Consider the following 21,390-nt stretch of genomic DNA (forward strand, 5'->3'; position numbering starts at 1 on the left):
CCGCCGCGTCCTACATCCCGCAAATGTACGATTTCACCGTCACCGCCGCGTCCAAATCCGAGCTCTATCGCGATCTCGCCGCCGCGCTTGATTCGCTTACTGCCGAGGAGCCCGATGCCGTTGCCAACATGGCCAATGTCTCGGCGCTGATCTGGCAATATCTCCCCGATCTCAATTGGGCTGGTTTTTATCGCAATATAGGCGGTGAGCTCGTTCTCGGCCCGTTCCAGGGCAAGGCGGCCTGCATCCGCATCCCCTTCGGCAAGGGCGTATGCGGCGCCGCGGCTTCGACGCTGGAGACCCAACTTGTCGAGGATGTTCACGCCTTTCCCGGCCACATTGCCTGCGACGCCGCGAGTCGCTCCGAACTCGTTGTGCCGATCGTCCATCAGGGCGAATTGCTGGGTGTGCTGGATCTCGACAGCCCTAACCCGGCGCGCTTCGATGCGGGGGACGCAGCCGGCTGCGAGGCGCTCGTCCGTATCCTCGCGCCTAGGCTTGCGCGGGACTGATCCCGGATCGGGACGCCGTTAAGCAAACCTCGTCATGGCTGTGATGCAACCAACGCGGTAATCTTTCGTCAACCATCCTGAGCGGGGCGGCTCGGTGGGCGAAGGAGTTTTGTAATGCGTTACCTGTTGATGGCAGCCATTTCGGCAGTGGCGCTGGGCGCCGCGGGGCCGGCTGCGGCCCAGGTCTATGGCGCGCCGATTCCGGCGCCGGGCGGCCAGGTCTATGCGCAGCCTTATGGCGGGCAGGTCAGCGTCCAGCCGCCGTACGCCGCGCAAGGACCTCAAGTGCCAAGCGCGGGTCCGCGCGTCTGGCAGAACGGGCGCTGGATGGCGTTGCCGCCTAGCCAGAACATCGCACGGCAGAACGATCCGAACCGCTGGGGCTATGACAATCACGGCCGGTGGGATGCCGGATCGCGCGCGCCGGGCGGCTGGGGTGCCTATCGCCGCCTCGGCCGCGGCCATCGCATGCCGCAATATTGGCTCGGCGGTTCGTTCTGGATCAACGACTATCTGAACTTCGGCCTGGCCGCGCCGCCCCAGGGCTATCGCTGGATGCGTTACTATGACGATGCGGTGCTGATCGATTATCAGGGCCAGGTCTGGGATTCGGTAGGCGGCATCGCCTGGGCTGGTGCGGGCGGCTATGCGGGCGGCGGCCACTCCAATTCGAGCAGCTACAGCTATTCGAGCAGCGGCGCTTCGATCCAGCCGGTCGATCCCAATGCCTATTATGAGCAGCAGCAATACCCGGGGGGGTATGCACCGTCGGTGGCCTATGCGCCGCCGGCGGCGCAGTATGGCTCGGGCCATGGTGCGCAATATGGATCGAGCTATCAGCAGGGCAGCTATTATTACGGCGCGCCGACCAGCTCGACCGTGTCGAGCGTGGTGATCATCCCGACTACCACGACCACCACGATCGTGGAGGAAGAGATCATCGAGGAATCGGTGGTAACGACTTCCTATGTGCGGGCCACACCGCGCCGCATCGTCCGCCGCGCTGCTCCGAAGCCGCGCCCCTATCGTCCGCGGGCAAAGCCGGCGTGCTGCCGCTGCGTCTGCCGCTGATCCATTAGCTGAGGCGGTCGATCGCTTCCACGTCGAGCGAGCCGGGGATGATCATCACCGGCACGCTCAACGTGCCGGCATCGGCGCCCGAGAAATGCGCGACCAGCGGTCCCGGTGGGCCGCTGGCAGCTGCGCCGAGCACCAAAGCGGCGATCTCGCGATTGGCCGAGATCATCTCGCGAACGACTCCGGCGCCATCGCCTTCGCGCAGCGTAATCGACGGCGAGATTCCCGATTCGGTCAGCAAAGTGCCTGCCGCGCGCGCGACCAGTGCCTCGGCGCGCTGACGCGCTTCTTCCTCGATCGTCGCCATCACGCCGCCCCAGGCGACGAACTCCTGCGGCGGGAGCAGCGCCAGTATCTCGACATTTCCGCCGGTCTTCACGGCCCGCCGCGCCGCAAACCGCAATGCGATCTCGGCTTCCGGGCTTTCGTCGATCACCACCAGATACGTACGCATGGGCTTGATCCCCTCCGTGGGAATGAGTGCCGCGCGATTGCTTGTCCTGCAAGTGGCTTGACCCTGCGGCAGGGCGGGGCGAAAGGGCATGGCTCAGCCTGAACACGGGAAGCCCCATGGGAATCGAAATCAAGATGCCGGCACTTTCTCCGACGATGGAGGAGGGCACGCTCGCCAAGTGGTTGGTGAAGGAAGGCGATACAGTGAAGTCGGGCGACTTGCTCGCCGAGATCGAGACCGACAAGGCGACGATGGAATTCGAAGCCGTCGACGAAGGCGTGATCGGCAAGATCACCGTCGCCGAGGGAACCGACAATGTGAAGGTCGGCACCGTCATTGCGGTGATGGCAGGCGAGGGTGGCGAGACCGCCGCTGCCGCCCCAGCACCTACCGAGGCGCCCAAGGCCGAGGCTTCCAAGGCGGAAGCACCCGCACCCGCACCCGCACCCGCACCCACACCCACGCCCGCGCCCGCCGCAGCGCCGAAAGCCGAGGGTGACCGCGTCAAGGCGAGCCCGCTCGCCAAGCGCCTTGCCGCCGAAAAGGGCCTCGACCTGTCCGGCGTGACCGGCTCCGGCCCCAATGGCCGCATCGTCAAAGCCGACCTCGAAGGCGCGAAGCCCGGCGCAGCGCCGGCCGCCCCAGCGGCTGCCCCGACTCCGTCTGCGGCTCCCGCTGCGGCGACGACGCCCGCTCCCGCCGAAGCCAAGGCCGTCTGGTACGACGAGTCGATCCCGCACGAGGAAGAGAAGCTCTCCAACATTCGCAAGACGATCGCGCGGCGCCTCACCGAATCGAAGCAGACGATCCCGCATATCTATCTCACGGTCGATATTCGCCTCGACGCGTTGCTCAAGCTGCGCGGCGAGCTCAACAAGGCGCTCGAAGGCCGCGGCGTGAAGCTCTCGGTCAACGATCTGCTGATCAAGGCGCTCGGCGTCGCGCTGATTCAGACGCCCAAGTGCAACGTCACCTACACCGGCGACAAATTGATCAAGTATAGCCGCGCCGATGTTTCCGTAGCGGTTTCGACCCCCACAGGCCTGATCACGCCGATCATCCGCGATGCCGCAGGCGTGAGCGTCTCGTCCATCTCCACGCAGATGAAGGACCTCGCCGGCCGCGCCAAGGAAGGCAAGCTCCAGCCCGCCGAATATCAGGGTGGCACCGCCAGCCTCTCCAACATGGGCATGTTCGGCATCAAGCAGTTCGAGGCAGTGATCAATCCGCCCCAGGGTATGATCATGGCGATCGGCGCCGGCGAGAAGCGGCCTTATGTGATCGACGATGCGCTAGGCGTGGCCACGATCATGTCGGCGACCGGCAGCTTCGATCACCGCGCGATCGACGGCGCCGACGGTGCCGAGCTGATGAAGGTCTTCAAGGAGCTGGTCGAAGCGCCGTTCGGAATGATCGCCTGAGGGAGCGGGGCCGATGCGCGTGCTGATCGAAGTGCTGCACATCGTGGTCGGGCTGCTCGCAGCGCTGCTGATCGCCGCGCTTGCCGCCTGGTCCTATCCGCTCGCCAGGCACGATATCTGGCTGGTGACTTATGTGGCGATGGCGGCGGTGGTGCTGATGGGAATCGGCCCGATCCGCCGCGCTTTTGCCGAGGACAAGGCCCGGATGCACGGCACACCCCTCGATGGCTGATACCCCGCCCACCGGTCAACCGGCGATCCGCGTCAGTGCGATGCCGGCCGATGCCAACGCTTATGGCGACATCTTCGGCGGCTGGCTGATCGGCCAGATGGATCTTGCCGCAGGCTTGGTTGCCGCGCGCAAGGCAAAGGGCAGGGCGGTCACCATCGCCATGGACGGGATGCAGTTCCACGCGCCGGTCCATGTCGGCGACGAAGTCTCGGTCTATGCCGATCTGGTCAAGGTCGGCCGCACCTCGATGACGATCGCGGTAGAGGCATGGAGCCGCTGCCGCCACGGCGAGGAGATGGAGAAGGTGACCGAGGCCAGCTTCATCTTCGTGGCGATCGATGAAAACAGAAAACCCCGCCCGGTAGTGGCGTGAAGAAGGAATGACCCGTGGCTGAATCCTACGATCTCATCGTCCTCGGCTCGGGCCCCGGCGGCTATGTCGCGGCGATCCGCGCGGCGCAGCTGGGCCTCAAGACCGCGATCGTCGAGCGCGAGAATCTGGGCGGCATCTGCCTCAACTGGGGCTGCATCCCCACCAAAGCGCTCCTGCGCTCGGCGGAGATCTTCCACTATATGCAGCACGCTAAGGATTACGGTCTCGCCGCCGAAAAGATCAGCGCGGACTTGGATGCCGTGGTCAAGCGCTCGCGCGGTGTTGCCAAGCAGCTCAACCAGGGCGTCACGCACCTGATGAAGAAGAACAAGATCGCCGTGCACATGGGCACGGGCAAGCTCACCGGCAAAGGCAAGCTGAGCGTCACTGACAAGGACGGCAAGGCGACCGAGCTTATCGCCAAGAACATCATCGTCGCGACCGGCGCGCGTGCCCGCGATCTTCCCAACCTCCCGGCCGACGGCAAGCGCGTCTGGACCTATCGCCACGCAATGACGCCGAGCGAAATGCCGACAAAGCTGCTCGTCATCGGATCGGGCGCGATCGGGATCGAATTCGCCAGCTTCTATAACGACATGGGGTCCGAGGTGACCGTGGTCGAGATGATGGACCGCATCGTGCCGGTAGAGGATGCCGACGTTTCGGTTTTCTTGGAGAAGTCGCTGACCAAGCAGGGCATGAAAATCATGACCTCGGCCAAGATCGACAAGATCGCCGCCGACGCCAATGGCGTGAGGGCGACGATCACTGCCAAGGACGGGAAGGCCGAGGCAAGCGAGTTCAGCCACGTCATCGTCGCGATCGGCATCGTGCCCAACACCGAGGATCTCGGCCTCAAGGAACTCGGCGTCGCAATAGACGAGCGCGGTTTCCTCAAGACCGATCCCGCCTGCAAGACCAATGTCGATGGGCTGTACGCCATCGGCGACATCACCGCGCCGCCCTGGCTCGCCCACAAGGCCAGTCATGAGGGCGTGATCGCGGTCGAGGCGATCGCCGGCAATCACCCGCACGCGATGGACCCGCGCAACATACCTGGCTGTACCTACTGCCACCCCCAGATCGCCAGCGTCGGTCTGACCGAAGCCAAGGCCAAGGAAGCCGGCTACACGGTCAAGGTCGGCAACTTCCCCTTCATCGGCAACGGCAAGGCCATCGCACTCGGCGAGGCCGAAGGCTTCATCAAGACCGTGTTCGACGCCAAGACCGGCGAGCTGCTCGGTGCGCACATGATCGGCGCCGAAGTCACCGAACTGATCCAGGGCTATACCATCGGCAAGACCCTCGAGACCACCGAGGCGGAGCTGATGGAAACGGTCTTCCCGCATCCGACGCTCAGCGAAATGATGCATGAAAGCGTGCTCGGCGCATATGGCAAGGCACTACATATCTAGCTGGCTTCGTCCGTTTCGGCGCGATCTTCTCTATTGTTACTAAGCGGTTTCGATATCCTGGTCTGAATAGATCGGGGGATCGGAATGACGTCGACACTAAAGTTTCTGCCGCTTGTAGTTGTAAGCGCTGTATCTTTGTCTGCATGCGCGTCGTTCGATGGCGCGATCGAGTCGACCGTGCCGACCGAGACGAAGATAGCGGAAGCCCATGCCGGAAATTACGGTGAGGCGGCTGCGCCGGTCTATATGGCTAAGCTTACGACCGATGCCGATAAGAAAGAATTCCGGAACCTCTATGTGCGCATGCATATGCGGGCGCATGATGCGCGCTACGAGGATTATAAGCGCAGCCTCTCGCGTCAGATGAAGGGCAGCGGTTTCGGATTCGAGACCGCGATATTAGCGCTCACCGGGATTGGATCGGTCGCGACGGGCGATGCGCCCAATTATTTGTCCGCCGCCGCCGCCGGGCTGACCGGCACCAAAGCGGCGCTGTATCGCGAAGTCTATTTCCAGCAGACTTTCCCCGCCTTGATGCTTAGCATGGACGCCAAGCGCTTGAGCGCGAAAACCGCGATCCTGCAGAAATTGCGGATAAAGTCGGTTACCGAATATCCGCTCTCTGAGGCGATGATCGATCTTGACGGCTATGAGGCCGTTGGCAGCCTCACGGAGGCGATGAGCGAAGCGGTGGGCAAGGTCACGACGATGCGACGATCGATAAGGCGGCCGCGACCCAGGCATACGAGAACCTGATCGAAGCATGCACGGTGGAGGCCGGAACACCAGTCATCTGGGCGAATATCGCCGGCGGCCTGAATGCCTTGTCCCCCGCCACCGACGAGCCCCTTCTCGATGAGGTCAGCGATGTGCTGGGCACCGATAAATCCGGCACATTTGCGGACCAAAAGGATGCAGTCCTGACCAAGCTCGGCACTTCCTATTGTTCGAAGACGGCGGCCGAGACGCTGCTGTCCATGCTCCGCCTCAAAACAAAGTTGGTGCTCCAATGATCCGAAACGGAAAATTCCCGGCGTCCTATTCGCTCGCCGAGCTCGCAACGCAGCTCGACGCCTTCGAGATCATCTGGGGAGGCGTGACGGAGATCGGCAATCAAGATGCGTCGACCATTGCAGTGTTCGACAGCACCAAGTCGGGAGCCGGCACTCTCATATTGCGACCCGGGGAAGGACCGCCACAGGCGGGCGAGACGAAGGTCGATTCCGGAATGGTGTTCGTGACCGGGCAGAAACAGACCGTCACGCTGTTTCGCAAATAGATCGAAATTCAGCGCGCCGAGGCACGCTAACGCGGATGGTGGTAAGGCTCGAATGGCTTTGGTGCCGTAACGCGCTTATGGCCGGCCGGCCATGCCTGCGCAAAAAAACGATCACGACACAGTCTATAAGAACTTTCACGATGCCGTGAACATGACGGCGGCCGAGATAGAGGAATGGCTCGAAACCGAAGAAAGCACGAAAGTCGGCTTCAGGAAACCGGGCGCCAGCGAGAGCATAGGTCATGCGTCAGGGCGGCGTATCGTGCAGATCCTTCGCACGCGGAAGCCGGCGCTCGACGGCGGGGATTACGCGCATATGCGCAAAGTTGTCGGCTATGTGAGGCGCCACCGCGCACAGGGGCCGCACGACGAGTTTCGGATTCCCACTTCGCGCTGGCGCTATTCGCTGATGAATTGGGGTCACGACCCGCTGAAATGAGCCGCTCAGCCTAATCCATGTTTGCTTTCAAAGGTTTATTCCACGTCAGTAACGGCCAACGCGGAACAGCGCGGGCAATTCGACGTTTGGGGTCGCACAGGAGGATTCCCACATGAACAAGCATTTGATGGCCCTTGGCCTCGTTTCCACTCTCGCGCTCGCAGCGTGCGCCGGCAATGGCGATAACACCACCGCCCCGGTCGATAACACCGCGCTCGACACGACGATGTCGGCAGACAATGCGATGATGGGCGACAATGCCATGATGAGCGGCGTTCCCGCATCGCCCGGCCAGGCCTTTGCCAATACGGTAGGGGCGAGCGACTATTACGAAGTCGAGGCCGGCAAGCTTGCGCAGGAAAAGGCCACGACCCCGGCGCTCAAGGATTTCGGGGCGATGATGGTCAAGCATCACAACGAATCGACCGAGAAGCTCAAGGCCGCGGGCGGCAAGGCCAATCCGCAGATCGTGCCGGATCCGGCGCTCACCGCCGAGCAGGAAGCCAATCTGGCGGCACTTCGCACCGCCGAAGGGACAGCCTTCGACACCGCCTACAAGGCGCAGCAGGTAGCGGCGCATCAGAAGACGCTGGCTGCAGTGAAGGACTATGCCGCCAATGGCGACGTGCCCGAGCTCAAGGCCTTCGCGGCGGACGCCAGCAAGATCGTTCAAATGCACCTGGACAAGATCAAAGGCATGTAAGCTCGCGGGTATCCGCAAGCAAAAAAGGCCGCGTTCCCCCCGGGGACCGCGGCCTTTTTGATCGGTCGAGTCTCGCCTCAGGCAGCGTGCTCGTTCGCTGCAGCCAGATGCGGCGGCGCAACTTCGACCGGGCGCGGCCCGGCCGGCGCGGCGGCCGGCTGCGGTACAGTGCTCATATGCTTGAGGCGCCCGTCGATATGGCCGCCATTTTCGATGGTGATGTTCTCATATTCGACATCGCCGCTGATCTTGGCCGAACGCTCGATCGTGAGCTGGCGAACGCGGACCGTGCCTTCGATCGCGCCGGCCAGGCGTGCGCTCTCGGCGGTCACGCTGCCGAAGATCTGGCTGTCGGCGCCCTGTGCCAGGCTGCCGCAATTGACGTCGCCCTCGACACGGCCGTCGATGTGCAGGTCGGCGCTGGCCGTGACGTTACCGGTGACGATCACATCGGGTCCGAGCACCGAGAACATGCCACGCTTGGTTCCACCCGGCTGGGGCGGCGGCGCCGGCGGCATTGCAGGACGTTCGTCGCGATTACGATTGCCATTGAACATTACGCTACTCCCCAAGACCCGGATTCGGAATTCCCTCTCCCTTGGATTGTAGCATAGCCTGCATGGAGGTGCAGAGACCAGATTTCTTCGAGACGTTCCATTGAGGGATTGTCGTTCGCGGCGATGAGCGCCGACCCCCGCAGCGATAGCCATGCAGCCGCCGGGATCATCGCGCAGGCAAATGCCCCCAGCAGCGGACTACCAGCGGCCGCGAAAAGCGCCAGCGCGCCGCTCAGCACTGCCAGCGCCGCGTGCCGCTGCTCCGAGTCGCGCGCCGCGCACCAGATCGCCAGCCCGCACGGCACGATCAGCGCTGCTATACCTATGGATGGTATCGCCAGCGCGAGCATCGCGGCGGGCAGGGCGGTGCCGGCCAGTCCCGACGCGCCCGCCGGCGTCACGCTCAGCCGCGCCAGATGCCAAGCAAGCATCCCCGCGCATCCCGCCAGCAGCAGCCCGAGCCCGCCCCAGCCGAACAGCGGCACCACCCCAGGCAGCGCCGGACCCGCCAGCCCGAGCGCTAGCGTGCATGCCAGTGCGCCAAGCGCAGCCAGGGGACGCCGCCAGCGGCCGAGGGGGTTGCATATCATCATCCTCTGCTGCTTAGCCGCGCGGGAGTTGACGCATCCTTAGCCCGCGGCAGATTCCATGGGGCAGGGCGGTTGACCGGATCGGGCCCCACCGCTATAGGCGCGACCGTCTCGAACCGGGCCGGCCAAGGCCAATCGCCCATCGGGACAAGAGCTGAACGTTGCTGGAGACGCAATGGCCCGGGGGGTCGAGAGACACCCGGGGCCTTTTCGTATTCTCAAATTCAGGGCTCCAGCAAAAGTAACCGCCGGATATCCGGTAACGAAAAGGTGAAGGGCTTCATGCCGACGATCAACCAGCTGGTCCGCAAGGGCCGCGAACCGCAGAAGGCCAAGTCCAAGGTCCCTGCGATGGAGCAGAACCCGCAGAAGCGCGGTGTTTGCACTCGCGTTTATACGACGACTCCGAAGAAGCCGAACTCGGCACTCCGCAAGGTTGCCAAGGTCCGCCTGACCAACCAGCGCGAAGTCATCAGCTACATTCCGGGCGAAGGTCACAACCTTCAGGAGCACTCGGTCGTGCTGATCCGCGGCGGCCGCGTCCGCGATCTTCCCGGCGTTCGCTATCACGTCCTGCGCGGCGTGCTCGATACGCAGGGCGTCAAGGATCGCCGTCAGTCGCGTTCGAAGTACGGCGCCAAGCGTCCGAAGTAAGCCAAAGTAAGCCCCGGACAGGTTCCGGATCGGCTGAAGATTAGAAGGAATTCAAAAAATGGCACGTCGTCGTCGCCCAGAAAAGCGCATCATCCTTCCTGATCCCGTTTACGGTGATGAGGTTCTCTCGAAGTTCATGAATTCGGTCATGTTGGACGGCAAGAAGTCCGTCGCCGAGAACATCGTCTATTCGGCGATGGAAACCGTCGAGCAGCGCGCCAAGCGCGAGCCGATCGGCGTGTTCCATGATGCGCTGAACAACATCAAGCCGGGCATCGAAGTCCGTTCGCGCCGCGTTGGTGGTGCGACCTATCAGGTTCCCGTCGAAGTGCGTCCCGAGCGCGCCCAGGCGCTGGCGATCCGCTGGCTGATCACGTCGGCCCGCAATCGCAGCGAGCACACCATGTCGGCGCGTCTTTCTGGCGAGCTGCTGGATGCAGCCAACAACCGCGGCAACGCGGTCAAGAAGCGCGAAGACACCCACCGTATGGCCGAGGCGAACCGCGCCTTCAGCCACTACCGCTGGTAAAAACACTACCTATATCCTGGGGAGCCGCTTCAAACGGCTCCCCAAATCGCTAAGGAATAACGATCATGGCCCGCAGCCATCCGCTCGAGCGCTATCGCAATATCGGCATCATGGCGCACATCGACGCCGGCAAGACGACGACGACCGAGCGTATCCTCTATTACACCGGCAAGTCCTACAAGATCGGCGAAGTGCATGAAGGCACCGCGACGATGGACTGGATGGAGCAGGAGCAGGAGCGCGGGATCACGATCACGTCCGCCGCAACGACGTGCAAGTGGCGCGCCGAAGAGGGCAAGGGCGAAGAGCATCTGATCAACATCATCGACACCCCCGGGCACGTCGACTTCACCATCGAAGTCGAGCGTTCGCTGCGCGTGCTCGACGGTGCCGTGGCTTGCTTCGATGGCGTTGCCGGCGTCGAACCGCAGTCCGAGACCGTGTGGCGTCAGGCCGACAAGTATGGCGTGCCGCGCATGTGCTTCGTCAACAAGCTCGACCGCACCGGCGCCGATTTCTATTTCTGCGTCAATTCGATCATCGATCGCCTCGGCGCGCGTCCGGCGGTGCTGTATCTTCCGATCGGCATCGAAGGCGGCTTCAAGGGCCTCGTCGATCTCGTCGAGAACCGCGCGATTATCTGGCTCGAAGAGTCGCTCGGCGCGAAGTTCGAATATCAGGATATCCCTGCGGACCTCGCCGACAAGGCAGCCAAGTATCGCAGCGATCTGATCGAGATGGCCGTCGAGCAGGACGACGATCTGATGGAGGCGTATCTCGAGGGCAACGAGCCGTCGGTCGCCGACCTCAAGAAGCTGATCCGCAAGGGTACGCTCAACATGTCGTTCGTGCCGGTGGTTTGCGGCTCGGCGTTCAAGAACAAGGGCGTCCAGCCCCTGCTCGACGCCGTCGTCGATTATCTGCCTTCGCCGCTCGACGTTCCGGCCATTAAGGGCGTGCTGCTCGATGGTGAGACCGCGGACGAGCGTCAGTCTTCGGACGACGTGCCGTTCTCGGCGCTGGCGTTCAAGATCATGAACGATCCCTTCGTCGGCACCCTGACCTTTGCCCGCATCTATTCGGGCAAGCTGGAGACCGCTTCGCAGGTCACCAATTCGGTCAAGGACAAGAAGGAAAAGGTCGGCCGCATGCTGCTCATGCATGCGAACGAGCGCGAGGACATCCAGGTGGCCTATGCCGGCGACATCGTCGCTCTGGCGGGTCTCAAGGACACCACGACCGGTGATACGCTTTGCGCCATCAGCGCTCCGATCATTCTCGAGCGGATGGAATTCCCCGAGCCGGTGATCGAGCTGTCGGTGGAGCCGAAGACCAAGGCCGACCAGGAGAAGATGGGCGTCGCCCTCAATCGCCTGGCGCGCGAAGATCCGTCGTTCCGCGTGTCCTCGGATGCAGAGAGCGGCCAGACCATCATCAAGGGCATGGGCGAGCTCCATCTCGAGATCCTGGTCGATCGCATGAAGCGCGAGTTCAAGGTCGAGGCCAATGTCGGCGCTCCGCAGGTCGCGTATCGCGAGTATCTGAAGAAGCCCGTCGATATCGACTACACCCACAAGAAGCAGTCGGGCGGCACCGGCCAGTTCGGCCGCGTCAAGGTCAAGCTGACCCCCGGCGAGCGCGGTTCGGGCTTCGTCTTCAAGGACGAGATCAAGGGCGGTAATATTCCCAAGGAATATATCCCCGCGATCGAGAAGGGCTTCCGCGAGACCGCTGAAACCGGTTCGCTGGTCGGCTTCCCGATCATCGATTTCGAAGTCCTGCTGTATGACGGCGCATACCACGACGTCGATTCGTCGGCGCTGGCGTTCGAAATCTGTGCCCGCGGCGCAATGCGCGAAGCGGCTCAGAAGTCGGGCATCACGCTGCTCGAGCCGGTCATGAAGGTCGAAGTCGTTACCCCCGAGGATTATCTCGGCGACGTCATCGGCGACATGAACAGCCGTCGTGGTCAGATCCAGGGCACCGACAGCCGCGGCAACGCGCAGGTGGTCGAGGCTATGGTCCCGCTGGCGAACATGTTCGGCTATGTGAACTCGCTCCGCTCGTTCACGCAGGGCCGCGCACAGTACAGCATGCAGTTCAGCCATTACGACGAAGTGCCGCAGAATGTGGCCGATGAAGTCAAAGCTAAGCTAGCGTAACTCGAAATAGGTCGCTAAGGGGCCGCGTTCGCGTGGCGCCCTGAAGGCCGCGAATCAGAATCCAGAAGGTAGGAATCCAATGGCGAAGGCAAAGTTTGAGCGGAACAAGCCGCATCTCAACATCGGCACCATCGGTCACGTCGATCACGGCAAGACCTCGCTGACCGCAGCGATCACCAAGATCCTGGCAGAGAACGTCGCCGGCAACGCCGCTGTCGACTTCGCCAACATCGATAAGGCTCCGGAAGAGCGCGAGCGCGGCATCACCATCTCGACTGCGCACGTCGAGTATGAGACCGAAGCACGCCATTACGCCCACGTCGATTGCCCGGGCCACGCCGATTATGTGAAGAACATGATCACCGGCGCAGCCCAGATGGACGGCGCGATCCTCGTGGTTGCCGCGACCGACGGCCCGATGCCGCAGACCAAGGAGCACATCCTGCTCGCCAAGCAGGTCGGCGTGCCGACCATGGTGGTCTTCCTCAATAAGGTCGATCTGGTCGACGACGAGGAAATCCTCGAGCTGGTCGAAATGGAAATCCGCGAGGAGCTCTCCAAGCGCGAATTCGACGGCGACAACATTCCGATCATCCGTGGTTCGGCGACTGCCGCGCTTTCGGGTTCGGATGACGTCCTCGGCAAGCAGGCGATCCTGGCTCTCATGGCAGCGGTCGACGAGTCGATCCCGCAGCCCGAGCGTCCGCTCGACAAGCCGTTCATGATGCCGATCGAGGACGTGTTCTCGATCTCGGGTCGCGGCACGGTCGTCACCGGCCGCGTCGAGACCGGCATCGTCAAGGTTGGCGAGGAAGTCGAGATCGTCGGCATCCAGGAAGCAGTCCGCAAGACCACCGTCACGGGCGTCGAAATGTTCCGCAAGCTGCTCGATCAGGGCCAGGCTGGCGACAACATCGGCGCGCTGATCCGCGGCGTTGGCCGTGAGGAAGTCGAGCGCGGCCAGGTTCTCTGCAAGCCGGGTTCGATCAAGCCGCACACCGACTTCCAGTCGTCGGTCTACGTGCTGTCGAAGGACGAGGGCGGCCGTCACACGCCGTTCTTCGCGAACTATCGTCCGCAGTTCTACTTCCGCACCACCGACGTGACCGGCACGATCACGCTGCCGGAAGGCACCGAGATGGTCATGCCGGGTGACGAAGTCGCGCTGGGCGTCACGCTCATCGCGCCGATCGCCATGGACGTCGGCCAGCGCTTCACGATCCGCGAAGGTGGCCGCACCGTCGGTGCAGGCGTCGTCGCAGAGATCTCGAAGTAATTTCCACCCTTTGGGGTTGAGATGAAGAAGGCCCGGTTCCCATAAGGGAGCCGGGCCTTTCTTTGTTCGAACGAGACTCCAGCCGCGCTGCTGCTATGAGCAGTGCCAGGCAATCCAGGCAGACCCATGGCCCGCAAGAAACACGATCCGTACGATCACCTGCCGCGCGACGACGAGGCTGCCGAGCCGGCGCCCTTGTGCTGGCTGTGCGGCCGCCCGACCGGCAAGACCATCGTATGGCATCACCCGGTGCCCAAGAGCCGCGGAGGGCGCGATGTCGTGCCGATGCACCCGATCTGCCAGCAGACTCTGATGGCCAACTTCACCAATTCCGAACTCCAGCGCCACGGGCTGGATGTCGAGGCGCTTCTGGCCAATCCCAACATCCGCAAGTTCGTCGATTGGGTCGCCAAGAAGGAGCCCGACTTCACCGCGGCGATCACGAAGAAGCAGCGCTGACTATGGTGGGGTCCCTCAGCGGATAAGGCTTCCCCTAAGCCCGCCACCTCGTCATCCCCGCGCAAGCGGGGACTCAGGGTCACAAGCGACCCTATTTTTGGCTCTGGGTCCCCGCTTCCGCGGGGATGACGGACAGGCATATTCGAAACTCAGCAAAATCCCCGTCTCAAGCCCGCCAAATAATCCCCACGTCCGGGGTTGATTATCTCCGGCCTTCCGAGTAGTGGCCCGCCTTCAGTTTTTAGAGTTCAACAGCAAGAGCCTCGGTCACGGGGCCCGCTCTTTCGCATCGGCAGGAAAACCATGGAAACGCAGAATATCCGCATCCGCCTGAAGGCATTCGATCATCGCGTGCTTGATCAGGCAGCCGGCGACATCGCCGACACCGCACGCCGCACTGGCGCGCTTATCCGTGGTCCGATCCCCCTTCCGACGCACATCGACAAGTTCACGGTCAACCGTGGCCCGCACATCGACAAGAAGAGCCGCGAGCAGTTCGAGACGCGCACCTACAAGCGCATGCTCGATATCGTGCAGCCGACCCCGCAGACCGTGGATGCGCTGATGAAGCTCGATCTTGCCGCCGGCGTCGATGTCGAGATCAAACTGGCATAAGTGCCAGTTTGTCGCTCCCGCTACGGCGGGGGTGGACAGGGAAGCGTTGCTGACGTAAAGGCGCGCCTCCACACGAGATTCGCGGTTCTCTTCAAGAGATTCGCGCAGTTCCTCAACCGGATCGATCCCGATCCAACGCCAGGAACGGTAAGGGCGCCAAGTGCGCACTGACCAACGAGATAGGGATACCGCCGGCCTCTTCGGAGTGCTGGGTCTGCGTCCCCCGTCCTCCGCTTCGGCGGGGCTCAGCCCAGACGGGGGCTCGCATCATATTTGGGGCTGAAGCACGCACCCGAGGGAATGGTCCCGAGGGTGCCTCTGTATGGGAGCATTTGATCATGCGCACTGGCGTGATCGCGAAGAAGTTGGGGATGACCCGCCTGTTCCAGGACGACGGCCGCCACGTGCCGGTAACCGTCCTGAGCCTCGAAGGGCTGCAGGTTGTCTCCATCCGCGAACAAGATCGTGACGGCTATACCGCCGTCCAGCTCGGCGCCGGTTCGGCGAAGAGCAAGAACCTTTCCAAGCCGCAGCGCGGCCATTTCGGCAAGGCCGAAGTGGAGCCCAAGGCTGTGGTCCATGAATTCCGCGTCGATGCCGACGGTCTACTCGAAGTGGGCGCTGAAATCTCGGCTGCGCATTACGTCGCCGGCCAGTTCGTCGATATCCAGGGCAAGACCCAGGGTAAGGGCTTCCAGGGCGGTATGAAGCGCTGGGGCTTTGGCGGTCTGCGCGCCACCCACGGCGTCTCGGTCTCGCACCGTTCGCTCGGTTCGACCGGTCAGCGCCAGGATCCGGGCAAGGTCTTCAAGAACAAGAAGATGGCCGGTCACATGGGTGACAAGTTCCGCACTCAGCAGAATCTCGAGATCGTCGGCACCGACGTCGAGCGCGGCCTGATCTTCGTCAAGGGTTCGGTCCCTGGCTCGAAGGGTGGCTGGCTGTTCGTCAAGGATTCGATCAAGATCGATCGTCATGCCGATGCGCCGTTCCCCGCCGGGATCCGCGATCCAAAGCATGCTGGCGAAGAGCATCACATCGCTGAGATCGAAGAGGGTGCCGTGCATCCGATCGAAGCTTCGCCGAGCGCAGAAGAAGTTGCAGCAGGCGTTGCCACTGCCGACGCCCATGGCGCCGGTCAGAGCGATGCCGAGATCAGCGCCGCCACCGATGGCGACGCCACCACCGGCCAGGAGGGCTGAACGTGAAGGTCAAGGTTCAATCCCTCGACGGCAGCGCTGCAAAGGGCGCCGAGCTCGAGCTCAATGATGCGATCTTCGCCATTGAGCCGCGCGCGGACATCCTGCACCGTGTCGTCACCTGGCAGCTCGAGAAGCGTCGGGCCACGGCACGCGGCACGCGTGAGCGCGCCGATGTCGCTCGCACCGGCAAGAAGTTCGGTCGCCAGAAGGGCGGCGGTACGGCTCGTCACGGCGATCGCCGCGCTCCGGTGTTCATCGGCGGCGGTAAGGCGCACGGCGCTCGCGTTCGCGACTTCAATCCGTCGCTGAACAAGAAGATTCGTGCGCTCGGCCTGAAGATGGCGCTGAGCACCCATGCCAAGGCCGGCTCGCTGGTCGTCATGGACAGCCTCACGGTCGAGAACAACAAGACCAAGACGCTGGCGGGTAACCTCGCTTCGCTGAACTTCGGCAAGACGCTCGTCATCGACGGCGACATGGTCGAGAACAGTTTTGCGCTGGCAGCGGGCAATTTGCACACGGTGAACGTGCTCCCAGCCCAAGGCGCCAACGTCTATGACATCCTAAAGCACGACACGCTGGTCCTGACCCGCGCTGCCGTCGAAATGCTGGAGGCGCGCTTCAATGGCTAAGAAGCAGAAGGCCGCGATCGACAATCGTCATTATGACGTGATCGTCGCGCCGCACATCACCGAAAAAGCGACGATGATGTCGGAGCACAATGCGGTGGTGTTTAAGGTGGCGGGTGACGCGACCAAGCCCGAGATCAAGGCTGCCGTCGAGGCGCTGTTCTCGGTCAAGGTCACCGGCGTCAACACGCTCGTCCAGAAGGGCAAGACCAAGAAGTGGAAGGGCAAGCCCTACACGCGGTCTGACATGAAGAAGGCCATCGTGACGCTCGCCGACGGCGATCAGATCGATGTGACCGCGGGGGTCAACTAACCATGGCACTCAAGAATTATAATCCGACGTCGCCCGGCGTCCGCGGCCTGATCCTGGTCGACCGTTCGGGCCTTCACAAGGGCGGGCCGATCAAGGCCCTCACGGAAGGCAAGCGCAAGACCGGTGGCCGTAACAACAAGGGTCATGTGACATCGCGCGGCATCGCCGGCGGCCACAAGCAGCGTTATCGCATCGTCGATTTCAAGCGCCGCCTGTGGGATGCCGAGGGCACCGTCGAGCGGATCGAATATGATCCCAACCGGACCGCCTTCATCGCGCTCGTGAATTACGGCGCCGACGAAGCCGGCAAGGATCGTCTGGCCTATATCATCGCTCCGCAGCGTCTCGCTGTCGGCGACAAGGTGATCGCGGGCAAGAAGACTGACGTGAAGCCGGGCAATGCCATGGAGCTCGCATCGATGCCGGTCGGCACCATCGTCCACAATGTGGAGATGAAGCCGGGCAAGGGCGGTCAGATCGCACGCTCAGCAGGCACCTATGTGCAGGTCGTTGGTCGTGATCGCGGGATGGTGATCGTTCGCCTGAACTCGGGTGAGCAGCGTTACATCCACGGCAATTGCATGGCGACGGTCGGTGCGGTGTCCAACCCGGACAACCAGAACACCAACCTCGGCAAAGCAGGCCGTAACCGCTGGAAGGGCATCCGCCCGCTGACCCGCGGTGTTGCAAAAAACCCGGTCGACCATCCGCACGGCGGTGGTGAAGGCCGGACCTCGGGCGGCCGCCATCCGGTTACGCCGTGGGGCAAGCCGACCAAGGGTGCTCGCACTCGTCACAACAAGTCGACCGACAAGATGATCATCCGGTCGCGTCATTCGACCAAGAGGAAGGGCTAACATGGCTCGCTCAGTCTGGAAGGGTCCGTTTGTGGACCTCCATCTGTTGAAGAAGGCGCAGACCGCGCAGGAAACCAACGCGCGTTCGCCGATCAAGACCTGGTCGCGCCGCTCGACGATCCTGCCCGATTTCGTCGGTCTGACCTTCAATGTCTATAACGGCCGCAAGTTCGTGCCGGTGTCGGTGAATGAAGACATGGTTGGCATGAAGCTCGGCGAGTTCGCTCCCACCCGCTTCTTCCCCGGCCACGCAGCCGACAAGAAGGGTAAGCGCTAATGTCTAAGCCCAAGGCTCCCCGTCGCGTCGCCGACAACGAGGCTCTCTCGGTCGGCACGCAGATCCGCGGTTCGGCGCAGAAGCTCAACCTGGTTGCGGGCCTGATCCGCGGCCGCAAGGTTGGCGATGCGATGAACATTCTTCAGTTCTCGACCAAGGCAATGGCCGTGGACGCGCGCAAGGTTCTCGCCTCGGCGATCGCCAATGCAGAGAATAACCATAACCTCGACGTCGACGCACTCGTCGTCGCCGAGGCGTCGGTCGGCAAGTCGATCACGATGAAGCGCTTCGCGACCCGCGGCCGTGGCAAGTCCACCCGCATCCTGAAGCCGTTCAGCCGTCTTCGCATCGTCGTCCGCGAGCAGGAAGAAGCATAATGGGTCACAAGAGCAATCCGATCGGCCTGCGCCTGCAGATTAACCGTACCTGGGATAGCCGCTGGTTCGCAGAAGGCGCCGACTATGGCCGCCTGCTGATCGAGGATCTGAAGATCCGCAAGTACATCATCAAGACGCTGCCCCAGGCTGCGATCTCGAAGGTGGTAATCGAGCGTCCGGCCAAGCTTTGCCGCATTTCGATCTACGCTGCCCGCCCCGGTGTTATCATCGGCAAGAAGGGCACGGACATCGAGAAGCTACGCAAGACGCTCGGCGAGATGACCAGCTCGGACGTGAGCCTGAATATTGTCGAGATCCGCAAGCCGGAGGTCGACGCAAAGCTCGTGGCCCAGGGCATTGCCGATCAGCTCGAGCGCCGTATTGCTTTCCGTCGCGCCATGAAGCGCGCGGTCCAGTCGGCCATGCGTCTTGGTGCAGAGGGCATCCGGATCAATTGCGGTGGCCGTCTCGGCGGCGCCGAGATCGCGCGTTCGGAATGGTATCGCGAGGGCCGCGTTCCGCTCCACACGCTGCGTGCGAACATCGATCATGCCGAGGCCGAAGCCCACACCGCTTATGGCGTGTGCGGCGTCAAGGTCTGGATCTTCAAGGGCGAGATCCTTGGCCACGATCCGATGGCGACCGATCGTCTCAACATGGAATCGCAGACTTCGGGCGTTCGCCCGCAGCGCGACGACCGTCGCTAAGGCTAGGACAGAGCAATGTTGCAACCGAAGAAGTTTGCGCACCGCAAGCAGTTCAAGGGCCGCATCCATGGCGACGCCAAGGGTGGCACGACGCTGAACTTCGGGTCCTATGGCCTGAAGGCGATGGAGCCGGAGCGGATCACCGCACGCCAGATCGAAGCGGCCCGCCGCGCGATCACGCGTCACATCAAGCGCCAGGGGCGTTTGTGGATCCGCATTTTTCCGGACGTTCCGGTTTCGTCGAAGCCTGCCGAAGTCCGCATGGGCTCGGGTAAGGGCGCGCCGGAATATTGGGCCGCTCGCGTCAAGCCCGGCCGCATCCTATTCGAGCTGGACGGTGTGCCCGGCCCGCTTGCGGCAGAAGCGTTCTCGCGTGCAGCGATGAAGCTGCCGATCAAGGTCAAGGTCGTTGCCCGTCTCGGCGACACCTCGCACCTGGAGGGTTGATAAGAATGACCAAGGCTAACGATCTTCGTGCGAAGACCGAGGACCAGCTGGGCGAAGAGCTCGGCAATTTGAAGCGCGAGGCATTCAACCTCCGCTTTCAGGCCGCGACCAGCCAGCTCGAGAAGTCGAGCCGGGTTCGCGAAGTCCGCCGTGACATCGCCCGCATCAAGACGCTGCAGAACGAGCGCTCGCGCTCGACTGCCAAGTAAGGACAAGAGACATGCCGAAGCGCGTGCTGACCGGGCAGATCGTGTCCGACAAGGGCGACAAGACGGTGGTCGTGAACGTGGAGCGCAAGGTTAAGCACGCGCTCTACGGCAAGATCATCCGTCGCTCGAAGAAGTATCACGCCCATGACGAGGGCAATGAATACAAGGCCGGCGAGACTGTGCGGATCGAAGAGACCGCGCCGATCTCGAAGCTGAAGACCTGGAAGGTGATCGATCGGGTGAACACCCATGCGACGCCCGAAAAGGCCGACAACGCCTGAACGCCATTCGGCCCCAGGGCCGTGTTTTAGTGGAACCCCCGGGACGTGTCCCGGTAGGCCAAGAGAGAAGGAACCGGATCGATGATCCAGATGCAGTCCAATCTCGACGTCGCTGATAATAGCGGCGCGAAGCGGGTGCAGTGCATCAAGGTGCTGGGCGGCTCGAAGCGTCGCGTGGCCGGTGTGGGCGACGTCATCGTCGTCAGCATCAAGGAAGCAGCACCCCGCGGCAAGGTGAAGAAGGGTGACGTGCATCGCGCCGTCATCGTCCGCACCGCCAAGGACATCCGCCGCGCCGATGGCACGGTCATTCGCTTCGACGGCAATGCTGCTGTCCTGGTCAACAAGAACGAGGAGCCGATCGGCACTCGTATCTTCGGGCCGGTGGTTCGTGAGCTCCGCAACAAGGGCTTCATGAAGATCATCAGCCTCGCGCCGGAGGTGCTGTAAAATGGCGACCGCCAAGATCAAGAAGGGTGACAAGGTCATCGTCCTGTCCGGCAAGGACAAGGGCCGTACCGGCGAAGTCACCCAGTCGATGCCCAAGGACGGCAAGGTCGTCGTTGCCGGCGTCAATGTCGCCGTGCGTCACCGCAAGGCCTCGCAGGCCAACCCGCAGGGTGGCCTCGAGCGTTCGGAAGCGCCGCTGCATGTCTCGAAGGTCGCGCATGTGACTGCCGACGGCAAGGCGACCCGCGTCCGCTTCGAAGAGCGCGACGGCAAGAAGGTTCGCGTCGCCGTCAAGACCGGGGAGGTCATCAATGGCTGATAAGTATACGCCGCGTCTCAAGAAGATGTACGACGACTCGATCGCCAAGGCGATGACCGAGAAGTTCGGCTACAAGAACGTCATGGAAGTTCCGCAGATCGACAAGATCGTGCTGAACATGGGCGTTGGCGAAGCCACCCAGGACAAGAAGAAGGTCGAGCAGGCCGCTTCTGAAATGGAGCTGATCGCAGGCCAGAAGCCGGTGATCACCAAGGCGAAGAAGTCGATCGCGCAGTTCAAGCTGCGTGAGGGCATGCCGATCGGCGTGAAGGTCACCCTTCGCCGCGAGCGCATGTACGAGTTCCTCGACCGCTTCGTCACGATCGCGCTTCCGCGCGTTCGCGACTTCCGTGGGCTGAACCCGAAGAGCTTCGATGGCCGTGGCAACTATGCGTGCGGCCTGAAGGAGCAGCTCGTGTTCCCCGAGATCAACTATGACCGCATCGACAAGGTGCGCGGCATGGATGTGATCGTCACCACCACTGCGAAGACCGACGACGAGGCTCGCGAGCTTCTCCGTCTCTTCGGCTTCCCGTTCCCGCTCGACGCGGACGGCGAAGCGCAGGCAGCGTAAC

At 62.7% G+C, this 21,390-nt stretch carries 33 protein-coding genes; 30 read left to right on the forward strand and 3 right to left on the reverse strand.

Annotation, left to right across the window (positions count from 1 at the left end):
* The first annotated feature begins 23 nt into the window (after positions 1–23).
* Positions 24–512 (forward strand): GAF domain-containing protein, encoded by a 489-nt coding sequence (locus ACZZZM_RS08585; protein ID WP_463594686.1) that lies wholly within the window; start codon positions 24–26, stop codon positions 510–512.
* Positions 513–626: 114 nt separating this feature from the next.
* Positions 627–1,583, forward strand: a complete 957-nt coding sequence (locus ACZZZM_RS08590; RefSeq protein ID WP_463594687.1) for an RcnB family protein — start codon at positions 627–629, stop codon at positions 1,581–1,583.
* Positions 1,584–1,587: 4 nt separating this feature from the next.
* Here the strand turns inward: ACZZZM_RS08590 and ACZZZM_RS08595 are convergent, their stop codons facing one another.
* Positions 1,588–2,043, reverse strand: coding sequence for a universal stress protein (locus ACZZZM_RS08595; protein ID WP_463594688.1), 456 nt, complete (start codon positions 2,041–2,043; stop codon positions 1,588–1,590).
* Between the two features lie 116 nt (positions 2,044–2,159).
* Between ACZZZM_RS08595 and ACZZZM_RS08600 the strand changes: the two genes are divergently transcribed.
* The 9 genes from ACZZZM_RS08600 (at position 2,160) to ACZZZM_RS08640 (ending at position 7,905) form a co-directional block, all read left to right on the forward strand.
* Positions 2,160–3,464, forward strand: a complete 1,305-nt coding sequence (locus ACZZZM_RS08600) for a pyruvate dehydrogenase complex dihydrolipoamide acetyltransferase (protein ID WP_463594689.1) — start codon at positions 2,160–2,162, stop codon at positions 3,462–3,464.
* A gap of 13 nt (positions 3,465–3,477) precedes the next feature.
* Positions 3,478–3,696: a hypothetical protein gene (locus ACZZZM_RS08605; protein ID WP_463594690.1), complete on the forward strand. Its 219-nt coding sequence runs from the start codon at positions 3,478–3,480 to the stop codon at positions 3,694–3,696.
* Positions 3,689–4,069: an acyl-CoA thioesterase gene (locus ACZZZM_RS08610; protein ID WP_463594691.1), complete on the forward strand. Its 381-nt coding sequence runs from the start codon at positions 3,689–3,691 to the stop codon at positions 4,067–4,069. Before ACZZZM_RS08605 ends, ACZZZM_RS08610 begins: the two co-directional genes overlap by 8 nt.
* A gap of 14 nt (positions 4,070–4,083) precedes the next feature.
* On the forward strand, positions 4,084–5,484 hold the full coding sequence (gene lpdA, locus ACZZZM_RS08615; protein ID WP_463594692.1) for a dihydrolipoyl dehydrogenase: 1,401 nt from the start codon (positions 4,084–4,086) through the stop codon (positions 5,482–5,484).
* Positions 5,485–5,619: 135 nt separating this feature from the next.
* Positions 5,620–6,240 (forward strand): hypothetical protein, encoded by a 621-nt coding sequence (locus ACZZZM_RS08620; protein WP_463594693.1) that lies wholly within the window; start codon positions 5,620–5,622, stop codon positions 6,238–6,240.
* Positions 6,241–6,254: 14 nt separating this feature from the next.
* The gene (locus ACZZZM_RS08625) at positions 6,255–6,497 is read left to right on the forward strand and encodes a hypothetical protein (protein WP_463594694.1); all 243 of its coding nucleotides are present in this window, start codon (positions 6,255–6,257) and stop codon (positions 6,495–6,497) included.
* On the forward strand, positions 6,494–6,763 hold the full coding sequence (locus tag ACZZZM_RS08630) for a hypothetical protein (RefSeq protein WP_463594695.1): 270 nt from the start codon (positions 6,494–6,496) through the stop codon (positions 6,761–6,763). Before ACZZZM_RS08625 ends, ACZZZM_RS08630 begins: the two co-directional genes overlap by 4 nt.
* A gap of 91 nt (positions 6,764–6,854) precedes the next feature.
* Positions 6,855–7,202 (forward strand): DUF3140 domain-containing protein, encoded by a 348-nt coding sequence (locus ACZZZM_RS08635; RefSeq protein ID WP_463594696.1) that lies wholly within the window; start codon positions 6,855–6,857, stop codon positions 7,200–7,202.
* Positions 7,203–7,314: 112 nt separating this feature from the next.
* Positions 7,315–7,905: a DUF4142 domain-containing protein gene (locus ACZZZM_RS08640; RefSeq protein WP_463594697.1), complete on the forward strand. Its 591-nt coding sequence runs from the start codon at positions 7,315–7,317 to the stop codon at positions 7,903–7,905.
* A gap of 77 nt (positions 7,906–7,982) precedes the next feature.
* On the opposite strand, the gene ACZZZM_RS08645 is transcribed toward ACZZZM_RS08640, so the two are convergent.
* On the reverse strand, positions 7,983–8,462 hold the full coding sequence (locus ACZZZM_RS08645) for a bactofilin family protein (protein WP_463594698.1): 480 nt from the start codon (positions 8,460–8,462) through the stop codon (positions 7,983–7,985).
* Positions 8,462–9,055, reverse strand: coding sequence for a hypothetical protein (locus ACZZZM_RS08650; protein ID WP_463594699.1), 594 nt, complete (start codon positions 9,053–9,055; stop codon positions 8,462–8,464). Before ACZZZM_RS08650 ends, ACZZZM_RS08645 begins: the two co-directional genes overlap by 1 nt.
* 279 nt (positions 9,056–9,334) lie before the next feature.
* Here ACZZZM_RS08650 and rpsL point away from each other — a divergent pair, with 279 nt between their 5' ends.
* From rpsL to rplE, 19 genes are all read left to right on the forward strand, one after another.
* Positions 9,335–9,706 (forward strand): 30S ribosomal protein S12, encoded by a 372-nt coding sequence (rpsL, locus tag ACZZZM_RS08655; protein ID WP_029936467.1) that lies wholly within the window; start codon positions 9,335–9,337, stop codon positions 9,704–9,706.
* Between the two features lie 58 nt (positions 9,707–9,764).
* The gene (rpsG, locus tag ACZZZM_RS08660; protein WP_463594700.1) at positions 9,765–10,235 is read left to right on the forward strand and encodes a 30S ribosomal protein S7; all 471 of its coding nucleotides are present in this window, start codon (positions 9,765–9,767) and stop codon (positions 10,233–10,235) included.
* Positions 10,236–10,300: 65 nt separating this feature from the next.
* On the forward strand, positions 10,301–12,397 hold the full coding sequence (gene fusA, locus ACZZZM_RS08665) for an elongation factor G (RefSeq protein WP_463594701.1): 2,097 nt from the start codon (positions 10,301–10,303) through the stop codon (positions 12,395–12,397).
* A 79-nt stretch (positions 12,398–12,476) separates the two neighbouring features.
* Complete coding sequence (gene tuf, locus ACZZZM_RS08670) at positions 12,477–13,673, forward strand: elongation factor Tu (RefSeq protein WP_463594702.1); 1,197 nt, start codon at positions 12,477–12,479, stop codon at positions 13,671–13,673.
* A 126-nt stretch (positions 13,674–13,799) separates the two neighbouring features.
* Entirely contained in the window at positions 13,800–14,132 is a 333-nt protein-coding gene (locus ACZZZM_RS08675; RefSeq protein ID WP_463594703.1) for a hypothetical protein, read from the forward strand.
* 303 nt (positions 14,133–14,435) lie between these two features.
* Complete coding sequence (gene rpsJ, locus ACZZZM_RS08680; protein WP_010545719.1) at positions 14,436–14,747, forward strand: 30S ribosomal protein S10; 312 nt, start codon at positions 14,436–14,438, stop codon at positions 14,745–14,747.
* Positions 14,748–15,085: 338 nt separating this feature from the next.
* Complete coding sequence (gene rplC / locus ACZZZM_RS08685) at positions 15,086–15,949, forward strand: 50S ribosomal protein L3 (protein ID WP_463594704.1); 864 nt, start codon at positions 15,086–15,088, stop codon at positions 15,947–15,949.
* 2 nt (positions 15,950–15,951) lie between these two features.
* Complete coding sequence (gene rplD / locus ACZZZM_RS08690) at positions 15,952–16,581, forward strand: 50S ribosomal protein L4 (RefSeq protein ID WP_463594705.1); 630 nt, start codon at positions 15,952–15,954, stop codon at positions 16,579–16,581.
* Entirely contained in the window at positions 16,574–16,891 is a 318-nt protein-coding gene (locus tag ACZZZM_RS08695; protein WP_463594706.1) for a 50S ribosomal protein L23, read from the forward strand. Before rplD ends, ACZZZM_RS08695 begins: the two co-directional genes overlap by 8 nt.
* Positions 16,892–16,893: 2 nt before the next feature.
* Positions 16,894–17,748 carry a 50S ribosomal protein L2 gene (rplB, locus tag ACZZZM_RS08700; RefSeq protein WP_463594707.1) on the forward strand — a complete coding sequence of 285 codons (855 nt, stop codon included), beginning with the start codon at positions 16,894–16,896 and terminating at the stop codon, positions 17,746–17,748.
* A gap of 1 nt (position 17,749) precedes the next feature.
* Entirely contained in the window at positions 17,750–18,025 is a 276-nt protein-coding gene (gene rpsS / locus ACZZZM_RS08705) for a 30S ribosomal protein S19 (protein ID WP_463594708.1), read from the forward strand.
* Positions 18,025–18,402: a 50S ribosomal protein L22 gene (rplV, locus tag ACZZZM_RS08710; protein ID WP_463594709.1), complete on the forward strand. Its 378-nt coding sequence runs from the start codon at positions 18,025–18,027 to the stop codon at positions 18,400–18,402. Before rpsS ends, rplV begins: the two co-directional genes overlap by 1 nt.
* Positions 18,402–19,109, forward strand: a complete 708-nt coding sequence (rpsC, locus tag ACZZZM_RS08715; RefSeq protein ID WP_463594710.1) for a 30S ribosomal protein S3 — start codon at positions 18,402–18,404, stop codon at positions 19,107–19,109. The genes rplV and rpsC overlap by 1 nt, the downstream gene beginning before the upstream one ends.
* 15 nt (positions 19,110–19,124) lie before the next feature.
* Positions 19,125–19,556 carry a 50S ribosomal protein L16 gene (gene rplP, locus ACZZZM_RS08720; protein ID WP_463594711.1) on the forward strand — a complete coding sequence of 144 codons (432 nt, stop codon included), beginning with the start codon at positions 19,125–19,127 and terminating at the stop codon, positions 19,554–19,556.
* A 5-nt stretch (positions 19,557–19,561) separates the two neighbouring features.
* A complete protein-coding gene (gene rpmC, locus ACZZZM_RS08725; RefSeq protein ID WP_463594712.1) occupies positions 19,562–19,765 on the forward strand; it encodes a 50S ribosomal protein L29 in 204 nt (67 codons plus the stop codon).
* An 11-nt stretch (positions 19,766–19,776) separates the two neighbouring features.
* Positions 19,777–20,046, forward strand: a complete 270-nt coding sequence (rpsQ, locus tag ACZZZM_RS08730) for a 30S ribosomal protein S17 (protein ID WP_463594713.1) — start codon at positions 19,777–19,779, stop codon at positions 20,044–20,046.
* Positions 20,047–20,127: 81 nt separating this feature from the next.
* The gene (gene rplN, locus ACZZZM_RS08735; protein ID WP_463594714.1) at positions 20,128–20,496 is read left to right on the forward strand and encodes a 50S ribosomal protein L14; all 369 of its coding nucleotides are present in this window, start codon (positions 20,128–20,130) and stop codon (positions 20,494–20,496) included.
* A 1-nt stretch (position 20,497) separates the two neighbouring features.
* Positions 20,498–20,815: a 50S ribosomal protein L24 gene (gene rplX / locus ACZZZM_RS08740; RefSeq protein WP_463594715.1), complete on the forward strand. Its 318-nt coding sequence runs from the start codon at positions 20,498–20,500 to the stop codon at positions 20,813–20,815.
* A complete protein-coding gene (gene rplE, locus ACZZZM_RS08745) occupies positions 20,808–21,389 on the forward strand; it encodes a 50S ribosomal protein L5 (protein WP_463594716.1) in 582 nt (193 codons plus the stop codon). Before rplX ends, rplE begins: the two co-directional genes overlap by 8 nt.
* Position 21,390: the final 1 nt, after the last annotated feature.

The sequence above is a fragment of the Sphingomonas sp. AC522 genome, from assembly GCF_979258125.1.